Genomic DNA, 15,500 nt, shown 5'->3' on the forward strand with positions numbered 1-15,500 from the left:
CGGCCGCTGTGTAGGCGGCTCATAACCGTTCATGCTACTGCTTATCGCTTCCTTGTCCAGACCGGTTTTTACTCCCCTGCTTGCTACATGAAAGGACTTCAGATGCCACCGAACGCCCTTTCACAGCAGAGAATGCGTATTCGCCTTGGCCAAGGTTAACTTATTTTGTACTTTTACTGACAGCACACCTTCTGCAGCTTTCTGTTTTTGGTCTGCCACAACAGAAAGCCTAAGGCATTCTAAAAATGAAACACTACCTGCTGCTGTTTGTGACCCTCACGTTACTGCTCTTCGCGCTACCGAAGAGTAGCAGTATGCGCAGCTTTACGCAGCAGGTCGAGCTAAAAAAAGGCTGTAGAATCAGTAAGCATTTTGGTAAAGGACCTTGTGCTAAAAAATGCCTGAGACATCAGACGCACTCCGGCCAGAAAGATAACGCCTCAGGTATAGCTTTGGGCTGCAGCCAGCAAGTATACGCTGTTGTAAACGAGTTGCATCCAGAGTCTCCCATTATTTTTGAAACTACGAAAGCCTTTGTGTTGCCACTCGTCCAGAAACACCTTTCTCCTGTGCTCGAGTATGACCCCGAGCCGCCCCGGCTTTCTTAAAATCAACTTTAACACGACAGGTAACAGCTTGGCTGAACCCAGTTTCTGTTGGCCATGTCATACCTGACTCCCTCCTACAGGCGAGTAGTGACAGGTATGCCCCGTATTTACCTATCAAGTTATTTTAAGAAAGTTTAACAAAATGGGAATTACCCCTAAACAAAAGATATCCTTCCTTGCGCTGCGCGGCCTGGGTAGCCTGATTTTTGTTACAGCAGGCCTTAACCACGTGTTGCATACAGCCGGTGCGGCCGCCAGATTAGAGAAGGCGCCGTTCGCACAGCTCGCTACTTGGATAGCGCCAGCCGAAACGCTCATTCAACTTTCAGGCGTTGGCCTGCTTTTAGGCGGCATCATGCTGCTGGTTGGCTTCAAGACAAAGCTGGCTTCTGCCGGATTGCTGGCCATCCTCATACCCATTACACTGACAGTACAGGTAGGGAGCGAAGACTATGGGCCTTTGTTTAAGAATGTTGCGCTACTTGGTTTGCTCATCTTCTTTGTGTTAAATGGCGCCACACACTATAGCATAGACCAAGTACTGGAGCAGAAAAAGAGAACAAGGTTAGCCCTATTACGCAAAGGCAACTATGCAGCCGTTTTGGCTTTCGGCCTACTAGTATTGCTTGGCTCCTGCGCCACGCCAACTGCTCAGCATGCAACGCATCAAGGAACTACTGTACCTGCTGCAGGCATGAAATACGCCGTACTCATCAGCCAACCAAACCACCTGAAGGCCGCCGTAAACACAGCCGAGACGATCACAAAGGACAGCAAGTATAACCGTGGTTCTTTTGTAGTGATGGCCTGTGGAAAATCAGTAGAAGCCTTCAGAGAAGAAGGTGCAATGGCTGCAGAGATAGCAAAAGGCAGGGCTGCCGGGATTACTTATATGTTGTGCGGCATGTCTTTAAATCAATTTAACATCGCCCCTGCTGACTTGACAGATGGGGTTGAGATCACGCCAAACGGCCTAACCTATATGTTTAACCTGAAGCAAAAAGGCTATACTACCGTGGAACTGTAGCCACGCAGTATCCTGAAAGGTCAATTATCTTCACTTCAAAAAAGAACATCATGCATAAGAACAAATTTTCACTCAAAGCTATTCCTGGCTGGGCAATCATGCTGGCCACTTTTGGCATTTTATATGTAACAGGTTTGCATACCGAAGCTATTGGGCAGGTGCAGCGTCTACTGCTGGCTACAGGCATTAGGAGTGCTGAAGTACCGCAAACGCTCCAAAACCCGGATCCTGCCGCAACTGCAGGAGCGGCGGCGGCTGCAGGCTCAGAAATGGCTGGAGCCAGCTTTAAAATGGTTAATCTTCAAGGCAAGCAGGTGGCTTTTGGGAGCCTGAAAGGCAAAGTGGTGTTCCTCAACATCTGGGCAACTTGGTGCCCGCCCTGCATTGCAGAAATGCCCAATATCCAGAAGCTCTATGAAAAAGTAGGTTCTGATAAAATCGCCTTTGTAATGCTATCTGTGGATGAGGGCGGCATGGACAAGGTGAAAAAGTTTATTGATAAAAAAGGCTATACTTTCCCGGTCTACATGCCGGCTGGCCCTTTCCCGCAGGAGTTCTACTCCAACGCCATTCCCACGACGTTCATTATCTCCCCGGATGGCAAGATTGTGGCCAAGCAGGAAGGAATGGCTGATTATGACACACCCGAAGTAGTCGAGTTCCTTCAGAAGCTGGCTATCAAATAATAACCCCAGGCTTCACCCGTTCTGGCAGTTTCAGAACGGGTGAAGTTTTTAATGGCACTTCCTTCACAGATCTAAGCATTATAGATAACGGTAAATTTGATCAGCTACACCCTGGTAGTAGTCAATCATGTCGCCTTTGATGATGTGCTCCTGCGGCAAATAGAGCTTATCTGGGGTGCTGGGAGAAACCGCTCTGTTTTTTCTTATTGCTGTCCATTTTAGGCTGCCTGCTTCGCCTTTGGCGCATCCTCCGGCACCGTAAGCTATTCCCTCCCTCTAAAAAACAAGATGATTACGGAAAAGGGCGCTATAACCTCCGTCTTCCACAGAGTAGCCGAAGCCAAGTTCTCCTTCCGGCAGCGCTTGCCAAAGAGGCAAGGCGCCTTCACCAGACTCATCTAAACAATGAACGAATACTAGAAACTTAAATAACTACCTTCAGCAAGCAGCCCCAAAAGAAGTGAAAGCGATGCTGAAGCTGCTATTACCTGATACCAAAATTATGAATGGTGCATAATGGGTGGCTGCAAGACGGGAAAACTCTATCGCGGTAGTGCAGGCATTCATACACAAAAGACCTTAGCAGGAAGTTAGCGGCCCGCTAATCTGGATAATACCCAACTTTATCGCAGCAACAGCGTTCAATTTTACCTATCCTAACGCTACCCTCCTTTCAGCTACCTCACCCGCTTAGCTGAAGAAACACACAAAGAATTATTTATCTGCCTGCAAGATTTACAGCAGTTATAAACTTATACTTCTACAACTCACTTTATGGGAACAGACTACACAGAGCTACGCAAAAACACCGGCTTTTCGATCTCCAAGACAAAATTAAAGACAGCACCTGCCTCGGGCCAGGATCTGCGTACCCTTTCCACACCAGCCAGGCCAATGCTAGATGCCTCCGAGGTGGTAGTGCCCGAAGGATATAAAGTGGAGGTAGTTATGGCCGGTCTCTCCTTCCCCACTGACATTGCCTTTGCCGACGACGGAACCGTTTTCGTGAGTGAGGGCGGCAGCTCCTGGCCCACGCGTCCCTACATGCCGGCGCGTGTGATTGTGCACCACCGCTCCGGTGAAACAGAGGCCATAGTTATGAACGTGCAGGCAGGCCCCCGGGGCATTGCTTGGCGCGACGGGGAACTGTACATGGCGCTGAAGGGCGGCTACCACATGCAGATCGCAAAGTACAACCTAGCGAACGGAGAGCTGAAGATCCTTATTGACCAGCTTCCCAGCGGTGGCTGGCACGAGCCGGGCGGGCCTATCTTTGGGCCGGACGGGATGATGTACTTTGGAAACGGCTCCGTATCGCAGCAGGGCGTGACGCTGCCGGCAGGCTTTACCGTAGACCTGGCCAAACATCCCAATGCACACGATGTACCGGGCCAGGACGTGACGCTAACCGGCAACAATGTCAGAAGCCGCGATCCCCGCCTACCCTACCCTTACATGATCGAAACCGGCGCGTTCAAACCTTTCGGTACGCCTGCCAAAAAGGGGGAAGTAGTAAAGGGCGAGCTGTTCTGTAATTCTGCTGTCTGGCGGTCACGCCCAGATGGAACCGATGTGGAGCTTCTGGCATGGGGTATTCGCAACCCGTTTGGTATGGCGATGAACGATGCCGGTGAGCTGTATGTAGCAGATAACGATTTTGAGGAAAAAGGAGAACGTGCGGTGGCCAATGACCCGGACCGCATCTGGCACATCCAAAACGCCAGCCTACCCTTCGGGTCTGTTAACACTCCAGCCTGGTATGGTTTCCCTGATATCTGTGGCGACGGCCTGCCGGTAAACCACGAAAGCCACCTGCCCAGCCGGGGCAAAGCTGCAGAGCTGCTGCTGGAGAATCCGCCGGAATGGGCCGGGCCAGCCGTTTTCCTGGAGCAACCGCACTCTTGCATGTGTAAGATGGATTTCTCCCGCTCCGATGCCTTTGGCCACGAAGGAGAGCTTTTCGTGGCCGAATGGGGTACGCTGGCACCGCTAAACTCCCCACGACCTGAAGACCTAGACCATGGCTTCCGCGTGATACGGGTAAACGTGGAGAAAGGCACCGCAGAACCTTTTATGCACAACCGAAAGATGGGCCCAGCCTCTACTTACGGCACCGGCGGCATCGAACGGCCTGTATCCTGCAAGTTCAGCCCCGACGGCAGGAGCCTATATGTGCTGGACTTTGGCGTAGCAAAAGTAACCCCTGGCAACATGCTTGCCTTCGCCCACACGGGCGTGCTATGGAAAGTGACAAGAAAGGAGGACAACAATGGCTAAGGCGACACAAATCCCCACCATACTTATAGAACTGGACCGGGAAACCAGAAATCAACAGCTGGACCGCGCAAAGTCCTGGCTCGATAACGTGCTCCTGACGCAGGCTGCCCACCGGAAGCTGCTAGAGGACACAGTAGAGAAGATAGAAGAACCGCACATCAAACAGTATCTTGCCGAAATGGCGCAGCAAGCGGAGAAGCACGAGGAAAAAGCGCGCGAGCTATTCTCCCTGATCGACCGGGAGCCATCGGATGTACGGCAACTGCTGGGCCAGGTAATGGGTAAGGCCAGGCAGGCGCTCGGAGACTTTATAGCGGTGGCCGGTGGTGCCAAAGCTCCCTGGCAGGACCTACACCAAGTATACCTGTCGAACTACAACTCGATGGGCGCCTTTGCAGTGGCAGAGCAGCTGGGGCTGGCCTTAGGCATACCGCGCATCGTAGAAATCACTTTTGGCGTGGTAGCGGAAAAATCCACGAGCCAGCTGCTACTACAGGAGGCGGTGCTGGAGATGTGCTCTATGTCGATCCTTTACAAGGAGAACTTCTAACTACTGCCCCACACGTTAATGAACATGTGGGAGGTACCCGTGCCGGAAAATCGTTACCTCCTTTCTATGGTAGTGATGCCCGAGAATTACATTCGTAATTAACTTCACCTTATAACTTGCCAGCAGGTACAATAGATATGGAGAATCTCTTTATATACCACCAGTCTTTCGGCTGACAAAGCGCCTGATTCCATCTCCTTTCATCTGCATCAGCGCGAAAGTGAGAGCGGCGGCGGCAGTTAAAGAGGCAACGTTGACACCGAAGGTGAGCAGGTGCTCTCCGATCTTGTCCGCAGGATCGAAGCCAAAGACTAGCTTAAGCCCGAACCACGCCGGGTAAACCGTAATATGGGCCGTGGCGGCAAGGCCCACCAGCTCCCTTCGCCCTGCATCGTCCACGGCACCCAACCCCGCGGCCACAACAATAACCGCTGAAATGACTAACCCGGTGAGCGGCGGGCTGAAGAACTCATTGAAGTGGATGGGGGGCTCAGTGAAGAGCGCCACACACGCCCCTGCCAGCACGATCAGGCCAGTGGAGACAAGCAAGGCCAGGAGCCCCTGCCCTAGAAAGCGCCACTCCCGAATGGAGGCGCCCAAACCTACGCCCAGCATGTGGTGGTGGTACGGCAGGAACAGAAGCCCGGCTATGATGAGCGGCAGCATCCCCTCCACCATGCCGTAGGCAAGCAGCACGGAGGAGAGGAAAACCCGGCCCACCAGGCTAACGGTAACCTTTGTGAACTGCCAGAGTTCCTCGTACACATCTGTCGTGGGCCTGACGATCGGGTGGGTCTCTTCCTTAGGAGGCTCCGAGGCAAATATGGACTCCGGATGCCGTATGGAGAAGGCGTAGGACGCAGGATCATAGAAAGTGGCTACCATGAGGCTTTCGATAAAGTGCTTCGCTTTGGGGGTGGCTGTCTCCACCTCCACCACGTCAAGCAATTCCGTCTCCTCACGGGCTGCGGAGAGCCTTCTCTCCTGGCGCAGGGACACCTGCGAGGCCCCGGAGGAAAAGGCTACCTCGGCGATGCTTTTTCCCTGTCCTTCAGGGGCCTTTACTGTGATTAGTCTCATGCTGCTTTGTCTTAAGTGAAAGGTGTTTCCTGCAAGTGCCTTCGTAGTGCCTCCTTATACCCCGCCACATAACAAAGGGTTTGTTTCCGGTTTGCCGGGGACATCCCTGTTAAGCATGGGCTTGATTAATCCCTGTAAAGCTCTTCCTTCACAGCACTGGAATAAGAGCCATTCATAAACCAGAAGCGCTCTTGATCGTTTTCATGTAGCAGGTTAAAGCGCTTGACCGGTAAGCGGCACCTCAACAGGAACGCTTTGGCTTGTTGCTCCCTTAACCAAAGCCCCCAAGTACTTCAAAAGTTGGCCATAAAATTTTCGTAGATCCGCTTTTGGCCCTGTTACTTATAAAAAACTGGAAAAGTGCCTGAAGGGCCAGGTACATATGTTAACCAGTAAAAGCCGTGCACATGGGCAAGCGTAGCAGCGTTAGGATCAGCAAAGGCACGACCAGGTAAGCTGCTACTGGTGCAAGTGGTCATAAGTTGGCATAGTGTACTTCTCTCCGTCGGCCAGCAGGTGCACGCGCAGGTCTCGCACCGAGAAAGGGTGGCCCGTGTCTATCTTGTAGATATCCGAGCAGGTCAGGTCCAAGCCGTTGATCACCGTGATCAGCCCGCTCCCGAGCACCTGCATCTGCCGGCCTTCGGTGACATACACGGCCGTGTCCTCCTCCAACCCTATGCCGATGCAGCCGGGGTTGGTGACAATACACTGGGCCATCCGGACCATCCTCCCCCGCTGGATAAAGTGGGTATCGAAGGCCACGTTCTTAATGAACTCCAGCCCCGTGGTGACACGCACGTCTCCCTTTACGAACCCGCCTTGGGTCATCACCTCGTAGATCATGGGCGTGGAAAGGGCCACAGCCCCGGCGCTGGTGCCGGCGATAAGTACATCGTCGTAGGTGAAGCGTTCCTTCATCAGCTGCAGCACCTTGGTGCCCCCGAAGATGGAGGTGAGCCGCAGCTGACTGCCACCGGTGAAGAAGATGCCCGCCGCGCCCTCCACCATTTCGCAGAGCCCGTCGTCCATGGCCTCCTTCCGGTTTCGCACGTCCATGACCTCCACCTTCTTTACTCCCATCTCCCCAAGCACCTTCTGGTAGTCCTTGATCATTTTGTCCGGTACGGCAGAGGCGGTGGGGATCAGTACGACTGTCGGGCTGTCGCCCTTTAGCTCGGAGGCGAAGAACCTGAGTATCTGCTCGCTCTCGAACTCTACATTACGTTCCTGGTCTTCTGTCTTGTCTCCCTCCCCCTTACTTTCATGACCGCCAATGGCAAGCAGGCGTCCCTTGGGAACCGGCGCCTCCTTATGCGTTTTTGGTCTGTCTGATACAGTGTGTTTTGACATACTTTACTTTCGTTTAGGTTAAACAAAGGGGCTTCATGTACCAAGCAGGTACTCTTGCGGTTTCCAGTGGCTCATTACTCAGAGCCTCTCCCACTCTTTACCTGCCAGCGCTGCTGCGCCGGCAAAGCACTTTTGGCTTCACTTTACACGCGCTTGTCCAGGTTCTTGCCCAAGTCCCGTACCTGCTTTATAAAACTCTCCACGCTCTCATCAAGGTAGAGGCCGTAGGCACCAGCGATGTACCTTTGGCACCGCTGTTCGTCTCCAGCACGTAAAGAATGGCCATGTCATCCGGATAACTTTAGCCCTCGAGGCTGTAGAAGTTTACGACCTGCACCTCTTCCGGCCCGAACTGCTGTTTCCCGTCCATAGTGCACAGCAATCCACCGTTGTCTACCTTGAAGCCGAGCTCGTATTCCTCCTTGCGCAGCTGCCCAACCACAGAGGCCATGTGCGTCAATTCCTTTTTTCATTCCATAGGCGTGAAGCTTAGTCTTTCTTCATACCTCATACTTATCTTGCGCAGAGCGGTTGCCCGGCTCCTGCAGAGACACAGAGTTGGTAAAGCTGTAAGTATCAAAAGACAGCGCCAGAAAAAGATACTGGCACCGTCTTCTTTCTCTAAAAAATGATCATACAACTGTTAAAGCCTATTCTAAAGCCGTGTTCAAACCAACAAGCCAGAGAAAAACAGATGTACGGCACAGGCAAAAATTTACATGTTATTTTTACTGCTATCAGAAGGAGTTTCTTGTTCTTCTGCAGATCCATCGTACTACAGGTACTCCGGCGCCTCGTTGATGATGACCGGCAACAGTTGGGAAGGCGCGGCATTGTATCGGGCCTCCATATCAAACTGTGCCAGCAGCCGGGTTGCTCAGGATTCTCCACTGATCGCTTTGTTTGGGATGAAAGGGTATCGTCCGCACATAGTTCTATGTAAAGAAGACTCCTGCTTTCTACGGAACGGGCGGCTTGGAGGAGGTGCACTCCTACGGACGCATGGTACCCGGTTGCCTGACTCAGCGCCCGCTACATGCGAGGACTAGTTGGAGCCGCGCCACAAAACCCGGCCGGTGGAATACGCGTGGCAGCTTGTAACAGTACCGTGGAACCACTACCTTAGTATGGTGTTTCATCTGGAGACCGTTTTTTGTAGTTACTCCCTATAACTCCCTATCATGCACCGCGACAAGTCAAAAGTAGACATAGGTAACGTATCGTTCCGGCGAAAGCCCATGGTGCACTGGTACAACCCGCTGCAGCTGCTCGATACAGCGACTCGCGTGGTGGTCTCCTCTGTTTTCAGCACCTATGTAGACAAGCGGGAGTCCTTTGCCACCACCCGAAAGCCCCGACCCTACGACTACAGCGGCCGCGAGGAGCTGTGGCTGGACTACATAGCTGACATCGGGGACGGCTGGAACCCTACCTACTACACGGCTTACCTCCTGGCACAAAAGCAGCTGGTGGTGGGCAGCACCTCTACCCGGCGCGGGGACCTGCTCCTGATGGGTGGTGATCAGGTATATCCTACCCCGGCACGAAAGGAATACCACGACCGGCTGTGGGGGCCCTACGAGTGCGCTTTCCCCAGGCCTGTAATCCCGCAGGGCTGTGCGGCACCGGAACCGCACCTGTTTGCCATTCCTGGCAACCACGACTGGTATGACGGACTGGCTAATTTCCTGAAGCAGTTCTGCCAGGAACGCAGGCTCGGGGGCTGGACGACCCGGCAGGAGCGCAGTTACTTTGCCTTGCAACTGACCTCTACGTGCTGGTTGTGGGGGATTGACATCTCTCTTAACGCCGACATCGACAAACCGCAGCTGGATTACTTCAAGGAGGTGGCCACTGAGCGCATGCGGGACAGCGACCAGGTGATCCTATGCACGGCAGAGCCAGCCTGGGTGCGTTGTGAAAAGGCCTTCGCAAAAGAGCGCTATGAGAAACTGGCCTTTTTCAAAAAGTCCTGCATCGAGGAAATCGCTTATACGCACATGGGGGAAAATGGTATCCAGGAGGAGAGAAAGCGTACCCTCCGGCTGGTGCTCGTGCTGTCCGGGGACCTGCACCACTACGCCCGTTACACCCACCTGCGCGAGGGCAAGCCGGACGTCCCCCACCTGACAGCCGGCGGTGGCGGTACCTTCCTGCACCCAACGCATCACCTACAGGAAACCATCAATTGGCCGGAAAAGCAAAGCGGCAAAGCGGAAACTTTCCAGCTGCAAAAGTGCTTCCCCTCGAAAAAGGTATCCCGGGCGCTTACGTTCGGTAATCTGCTGTTCCCATTCAGGAACCCGTATTTCAGTCTGTTGCTCGGCATCTTTTACCTGCTTGTGGGCTGGCAACTCTACAGTGACCATGCCCGGCTCTGGGCAGCAGGCTGGCCGGGTCTGGGCGGCCTGTGGCCGTCGCCGCTTCTCCTTTTACAGGCCCTGGCCGGCAGTCCCTCCACTGTTTTTCTCCTCACGCTCCTTATTGCAGGCTTTGGTATGTTTGCAGACAGGAAAGCCTCTGATCGTCCAGCCGTGGTCACCTTCCTGGGCGGCGTACATGGCTTTTGCCATGCCCTGCTGGCCCTGGCTATCATCTGGCCCGGAGGCCACCTGCTAGCCGCAGTCTCGCTGCAGGAGAGCACTGCTCTTCCCTTCCTGGCGTATGCCATGGGGAAAGCAGGCTCTGTGTTGCTGCTCCTGGCAACAGGCTGGCTGCTGGGAGGGCTGCTGACCGGCACTTTCCTAATCCTGCTAAACCTGCTCCTGCAGGTGCAGGACAACGAGACCTTTTCTGCCCTCCGCCACCAGGACCACAAGAACTTCCTGCGCCTGCGCATCACCGAAAGGGAGATAACCCTCTACCCCATTGGTATCAGAAAGGTACCCCGCTCCTGGAATCGGTCCAGCGGCAAGCAAGCCGGGGCTCCCTATTTTGATCCAGCTGCTACTGCGGAGGATCAGCGTGCATTTCTCATAGAAAACCCACTGGTGATCCCTTTGCATCGGTGAATCGCTTTGGTTAGCTAAGGCAGAGAAGAAAGCACCTAATTTCCAGCCCCGTTGATGGCACTGTGGGGAGCAACCTGCAACTGCTGCATGTACGATGCCCCTACCGGCACCTCAAGGCCCGCAATGCTTACCTGATGGCGCTCGATCTTATCGATCCTGTTTCTGGCAACTACAAAGGAACGGTGCACGCGCACGAATTGCGCAGTTGGCAGTACATCGGCTGCCTCGCTGATGGTCATGCGCGTGAGCAGCTTTCTGTTTTCCAGCACAAACGTTACGTAGTTGCCGGCTGCCTCTAAGTATAAGATCTCCTCAAAGTATACTTTCACCTGCTCATAGCCTGTCTTTAGGAAAAGGTGATCATTGGCGGGTGCCCCCACGCCGCGCAGTTGTAGCAGCTCCTGCGCCTTGTTGCAGGCTTTTATGAACCGGGGCAAGGAAAAGGGCTTCAGCAGATAATCCACGGCATCAAGCTCGAAACTGATAACGGCATGCTCCGAGTAAGCTGTGGTGAAAACGACCATCGGCTTTTTCTGAAGGCTGGTGACAAACTCCAGCCCAGAGATGTCAGGCATCTTGATATCCAGGAACAACAGGTCAACCGACTCTTTCTGCAGGAACTCCAGCGCCTGGAAGGCATCGGTAAAGCAGGCGACCAGTTCCAGGAACGGTACCTTCGCGGCATGAGACCGCACCACCTCCAGCGCCATTGGTTCATCGTCTATCGCTATTGCTCTCATACAAGCATTTATACTTTCTCCGAATATACGTAGTCCGTGGTGGTAATTACAACTCCAGCGTAAGGTGCACAAAGTACTCTTCCGGTGTTTGGCGGATAATCAGCTCATGCTTATGGGGGTACAGAAGCTCCAGCCGCTGCTTTACGTTCTCCAAACCAATGCCGGATCTGTTCTTCTCAGGGTCCTGCTCCGATTTTTTATGGGTGCTGTTGTACACATCGAAGTATAGTTTAGTCGAGTCGCAATGCAGGCTTATCCTGATCCAGGACTTGTGCTGCAGGCTTATGCCGTGCTTGAAGGCATTCTCTACAAAGGGTATCAACAACATGGGGGCAATGTACTTCTGGTCCAGCACCTCTTCTACATTCGTCTCAACCACAATGCCTGGAGATGCAGAGGTCCGCAGCAGCTGCAGGTTAATATAGTTTTCAAGATACTCTGTTTCGCGCGACAGCAGGATCTTTTGCTGCAGGTTTTCATGGAGCATAAAGCGCATCATATCACCCAGCATCTGTATCCCCTGAGCCGTGCGCTCACTCTGCTCCTGCAGGGCTGTGCCATAAAGCGTGTTGAGGGCATTGAACAGAAAGTGCGGGTTTATTTGTGAGCGCAGCAAATCCAGGTTCGCGGCCGAATGCCCCAGCTCTTTTTTCAGCACAAATACCTCTTCCTTGCCTTTTAGCTGCCGCTTATACAAGAACCAGGTAGCAGGCGCCGTTACGGCTAACTGAAACACGGCATTGAATAGACTAATCCCAAAGGCGGCATCTTCATCATGCAGCATGGGCAGCAAGAGCAAGGCAGCAGGCAGGTAGGCAAGAACGAGTAGCAGCAACACCCTGGCCCCATAAAACATCCCTGGGCTTTTCGCCGCAAGCGACCTAGGGATGAGTACATAAAACGAAAAGAAATAGAGCAGGATGCCGCTAAGTGAAACAATGGCCCAGATCGCAGTTAACTCCTCCCCCACGTTAAATACAACCAGTATGAACACACTCACCAACCATACCATAAAAGCCGTAATCACATCCTGTGTCACCATGCGGTACCTGGATTGTATGGCATCAGAATTAGCAAGCAGGTAAAGCCCGAAGTACTTGATGAACGTGTAGAAACCGAACACGAGCAGGAGCCGCAAGGTACTTTGGAAACTACTCTGAAAGGTATAATTCCAGAAATCCTGTACGTTCTCGAACCTAGCCAGCAGGTATCCTTTAAAATAAGTATCTGTGATGCCAGTAAAGACCCCTACGGCCACAAATACCGTGAGAACAAGCAGGCTGTTGACCCACACCGCTTCTTTTTGGATCAGCCTGGGCACCACTTTGAAGTTAAGCAGCAGGAAGGCCAGGTAAATAATGGTAAAGCGCACCAACTGGGGCCAGAAAAAATGCTCGTAATAGTGGAAAACCAGGTTCGCGTTCCGGAAGTCGAACTCGTTTGGGCTGTACTCGATGGAAAGCGAGAACAGCGAAAACACGTAAATGGTGGTAGCGGCCCAGAACTCTACCTTGCCCCGCTGGACAGGCTCTGCCATGATGTTTTTTATTGCCATATCATTCATAGCCCAAGTATAAAGGAAAGCCCTGTTGATAGGTAATAAAAGTGATGAAAGCCCTGAAGTTTGTGATGAATCAGGAAAGCCTTACCTCCGCCTGCTTTTAAGAAAGCGCTTAGCAGAGGCTTTTCGGAAGAGCCGTACTCACCTAAAGTCCTGGGAAATAAGTGGTGAAAATCGCCCTAAACCAAGGCGGTGGAGGTGCCGACCGGACAAGTAAGATCACATCAAACCTATAACTTATCAGGTGGACCTTCTAAGAAGCTGCTCACATGGCTAGAAAACCAGCGTAGCACTCACCCCTCCTGAGTGGAGGCCAGGCTGAGGAGTAACCAGCAGCCGCCGCTGCCTATGGATGCCTTGTTTCTGGTGGGCCATGTCGTAGAGGTAAATGGCCCCCTTCGCAGACAAGTAGCCTACCGCGGCACCCGCCATCACATCGGTGGCCCAATGGGCGTTGTCATTGATCCGGGAGAGCCCCACCAGTGTCGCCGCCCCATAGGCCAGCGGCTTTACAAATTTGTGCTCTCGCCCATACACATTCGCAACAGAGGTCGCCACGGCAAAGGCTGTGGCAGTATGGGCAGATGGCAGCGAAGTGTTGCTTGATGCAGGAGCAGGGCCATCGAAAAAGTGGTTTTCTGTCGTCTCGCTTGGCCGGTAACGGTGAAACTCATTTTTGAGGATACTGGTTACGCCCGTACTGATAAGTATGCTTCCCAGCGATACCAGACCGGCTTTCTGCAGCTTCGCATCATTTAAAAACACCCCACCGGCAAAAGCAGCCCCGGCGAGCGGCGCCATGTAGCCGGGCCGGCCCAGCGGTTCTACTACAGAGGACAGCTGGTCGGACACAGCCCTGCGATGGCTTTGGGTGTATTGCTGTATGGGTTCATCAGCCCAGGCGAAGGTGGCGGTCCAAATGCCTGCCCCCGCCACTACCACAGCGGCTCCTCTGGCAAAGGGGGAGCACCTGGCCCGTCCGATGCTGGTTGCAGCTGCTTCCGCTGCCGGCCCAAAGCTACGCTCGCGGCGGATATAGGAATCCAGGAAGGTGGTGTCGGGTTGGGAGGGCAGACCCTGCGCCTGCACCCCATAACAAAATAACCAAACCAGCATTGTCAGCCATATGCCGCTGCCGTGGTGCTTGCTTTCAGGATGTGCCGTCAACATAAGTATGTTACTCTGAAGGTATCGTAAAACCAAGGTCCGTGCTGATCAGGAAAGCTTTGAGGCCGTCGCTGCGCCAGTACTGCGCGGCACGCAGCTCTATGCTTTTTAGTCGTGTGTCGTTGCGGGTAAAAGGCAGGCCAAACTTGGCAATGCCGAACAGCGGGGAATAGCGCACCCCCAGGCCTACCTTTTGGCTACTCAGGCCTGCCAGGTCATAGTCAGAAGTATAGAACTCCTGGCTGAGCGTGTGCTCTTTGTACGGGGCAAAGTAATTGGCAGCCGTTTGGGTATGGAAGCGATAGAACGGGTAAATAGAGAAAAACGGCCCCATCTTAAACGGCGTCTCCAGTTCTATTGTGTGGCCTGTTATGCCCCAGTCATCGGTGTAGAAACGGTAAAACATGCGGGCCGTGAGCAGGTCGCTTATATAGTAGTTTACGCGCAGCCCCACCGGGAGCTTCAGGCGGCTGTCGGGCAGCTGCTCCACCACAGCCTCCTCCTGCTCCTGCACATACACCCTGTGGAAGGGCGTGGAGAGCAGGCCCGTCTGGTACACGACGTCTGCCGTGAGCGAAGCCTGCAGACGCTTGGTGATCACTTGGGATACGGTAGCCGTGAAGATAAACGATTGGCGTTTATCCGTGTCTACCCAGGGGCTTTTATCCCGCAGCTCAACCGGATAGATGATTTTCCACTTGTCGAAGAAAACCTGCCCCGCAAAACTCACCTCACGGTTACCGTCCAGCGACTCCTTGGCCCAGCTGCCCGCCAGCGAGAACGAGTTATAGTCATACTCGTTAGAGCCTCCCACCGTAACGCTCTTGGTAACGCGGCTCAGGCTATTTCGCCGGCTCAGGCCCACATTGATGTGCGTGCGCATGTCTGAGCTGGAGGCAGAGGAAACGTTAAAGTCTATCTTGTCGGTAGAGGCGGAAGAGTAAAAGTCCATACCGAAATTCACCAGCAGGCTGGTGACCGTGTCCAGCGGCACGTTCACGATCACCGTTGGCGTCACGTCAGTGAGCTCCTCTGTGCCGATGCCGCCCGTCACAGGCGAGTGGTTGCCGTCCTGGCTGTAATAACTGGCCAGAATGTTCACGTCGGCGGGGGGCAGCTCCTTTACCCGCTTGGTGGCTTTGGCTCCCGCGCCCTGGGCACAGGCGCATCCGGCAACCAAAGCAAAGGCTGCGACAAGTGCCAAGCATTTCTGCTCTAATTGCATCCGCACCCCCCTCCTACCTTACCGCCGTTTGCTCCGGAGGCACCCTCCCGGTACGATTCGAAACTAGTTTCAAAGCTCTCGAGCTTCCTGGCGCTCAGCTTCATTTCCTCCTCATTCAAATAGGCTTTCTGATAAGGCTTCACAGACTGGCAGCTGCCCAGCAGCGCCAGCAGTGGGAACGCCGCAAGCACCAATTTTCGCTTTCTCATTTTCTT

General features: G+C 53.6%; 14 protein-coding genes. 6 read left to right on the forward strand and 8 right to left on the reverse strand.

Annotated features, from left to right (window positions below):
- Positions 1-245: 245 nt before the first annotated feature.
- From PXG97_RS06410 to PXG97_RS06430, 5 genes are all read left to right on the forward strand, one after another.
- A complete protein-coding gene (locus PXG97_RS06410; protein WP_276496919.1) occupies positions 246-608 on the forward strand; it encodes a hypothetical protein in 363 nt (120 codons plus the stop codon).
- Positions 609-750: 142 nt separating this feature from the next.
- Positions 751-1,635 carry a DoxX family membrane protein gene (locus PXG97_RS06415; protein ID WP_276496920.1) on the forward strand — a complete coding sequence of 295 codons (885 nt, stop codon included), beginning with the start codon at positions 751-753 and terminating at the stop codon, positions 1,633-1,635.
- 50 nt (positions 1,636-1,685) lie between these two features.
- Entirely contained in the window at positions 1,686-2,321 is a 636-nt protein-coding gene (locus PXG97_RS06420; RefSeq protein WP_276496921.1) for a TlpA family protein disulfide reductase, read from the forward strand.
- A gap of 774 nt (positions 2,322-3,095) precedes the next feature.
- Complete coding sequence (locus PXG97_RS06425) at positions 3,096-4,598, forward strand: PQQ-dependent sugar dehydrogenase (protein ID WP_276496922.1); 1,503 nt, start codon at positions 3,096-3,098, stop codon at positions 4,596-4,598.
- Complete coding sequence (locus PXG97_RS06430) at positions 4,591-5,148, forward strand: hypothetical protein (RefSeq protein WP_276496923.1); 558 nt, start codon at positions 4,591-4,593, stop codon at positions 5,146-5,148. Before PXG97_RS06425 ends, PXG97_RS06430 begins: the two co-directional genes overlap by 8 nt.
- Before the next feature lie 150 nt (positions 5,149-5,298).
- Here PXG97_RS06430 and PXG97_RS06435 read toward each other — a convergent pair whose 3' ends face one another.
- The 3 genes from PXG97_RS06435 to PXG97_RS06445 all read right to left on the reverse strand — a co-directional run bounded on the left by PXG97_RS06435 (position 5,299) and on the right by PXG97_RS06445 (position 8,032).
- On the reverse strand, positions 5,299-6,228 hold the full coding sequence (locus PXG97_RS06435) for a hypothetical protein (RefSeq protein WP_276496924.1): 930 nt from the start codon (positions 6,226-6,228) through the stop codon (positions 5,299-5,301).
- Between the two features lie 459 nt (positions 6,229-6,687).
- Positions 6,688-7,581 carry a cyanophycinase gene (locus tag PXG97_RS06440; protein ID WP_276496925.1) on the reverse strand — a complete coding sequence of 298 codons (894 nt, stop codon included), beginning with the start codon at positions 7,579-7,581 and terminating at the stop codon, positions 6,688-6,690.
- Positions 7,582-7,882: 301 nt separating this feature from the next.
- Positions 7,883-8,032: a hypothetical protein gene (locus PXG97_RS06445; RefSeq protein ID WP_276496926.1), complete on the reverse strand. Its 150-nt coding sequence runs from the start codon at positions 8,030-8,032 to the stop codon at positions 7,883-7,885.
- A 730-nt stretch (positions 8,033-8,762) separates the two neighbouring features.
- On the opposite strand from PXG97_RS06445, the gene PXG97_RS06450 reads away from it, so the two are divergent.
- Complete coding sequence (locus PXG97_RS06450) at positions 8,763-10,592, forward strand: metallophosphoesterase (RefSeq protein ID WP_276496927.1); 1,830 nt, start codon at positions 8,763-8,765, stop codon at positions 10,590-10,592.
- Between the two features lie 35 nt (positions 10,593-10,627).
- Here the strand turns inward: PXG97_RS06450 and PXG97_RS06455 are convergent, their stop codons facing one another.
- The 5 genes from PXG97_RS06455 to PXG97_RS06475 all read right to left on the reverse strand — a co-directional run bounded on the left by PXG97_RS06455 (position 10,628) and on the right by PXG97_RS06475 (position 15,494).
- A complete protein-coding gene (locus tag PXG97_RS06455; RefSeq protein ID WP_276496928.1) occupies positions 10,628-11,332 on the reverse strand; it encodes a LytR/AlgR family response regulator transcription factor in 705 nt (234 codons plus the stop codon).
- A 46-nt stretch (positions 11,333-11,378) separates the two neighbouring features.
- On the reverse strand, positions 11,379-12,869 hold the full coding sequence (locus PXG97_RS06460) for a sensor histidine kinase (protein WP_276496929.1): 1,491 nt from the start codon (positions 12,867-12,869) through the stop codon (positions 11,379-11,381).
- Between the two features lie 297 nt (positions 12,870-13,166).
- Complete coding sequence (locus PXG97_RS06465; RefSeq protein ID WP_276496930.1) at positions 13,167-14,063, reverse strand: phosphatase PAP2 family protein; 897 nt, start codon at positions 14,061-14,063, stop codon at positions 13,167-13,169.
- Between the two features lie 7 nt (positions 14,064-14,070).
- Complete coding sequence (locus PXG97_RS06470; RefSeq protein ID WP_276496931.1) at positions 14,071-15,264, reverse strand: DUF3570 domain-containing protein; 1,194 nt, start codon at positions 15,262-15,264, stop codon at positions 14,071-14,073.
- 11 nt (positions 15,265-15,275) lie between these two features.
- Positions 15,276-15,494 (reverse strand): DUF4266 domain-containing protein, encoded by a 219-nt coding sequence (locus tag PXG97_RS06475; protein WP_276496932.1) that lies wholly within the window; start codon positions 15,492-15,494, stop codon positions 15,276-15,278.
- Between the last annotated feature and the right edge of the window lie 6 nt (positions 15,495-15,500).

Origin of the sequence: Pontibacter litorisediminis (genome assembly GCF_029360645.1) — a bacterium.
GTDB classification, from domain to species: domain Bacteria; phylum Bacteroidota; class Bacteroidia; order Cytophagales; family Hymenobacteraceae; genus Pontibacter; species Pontibacter litorisediminis.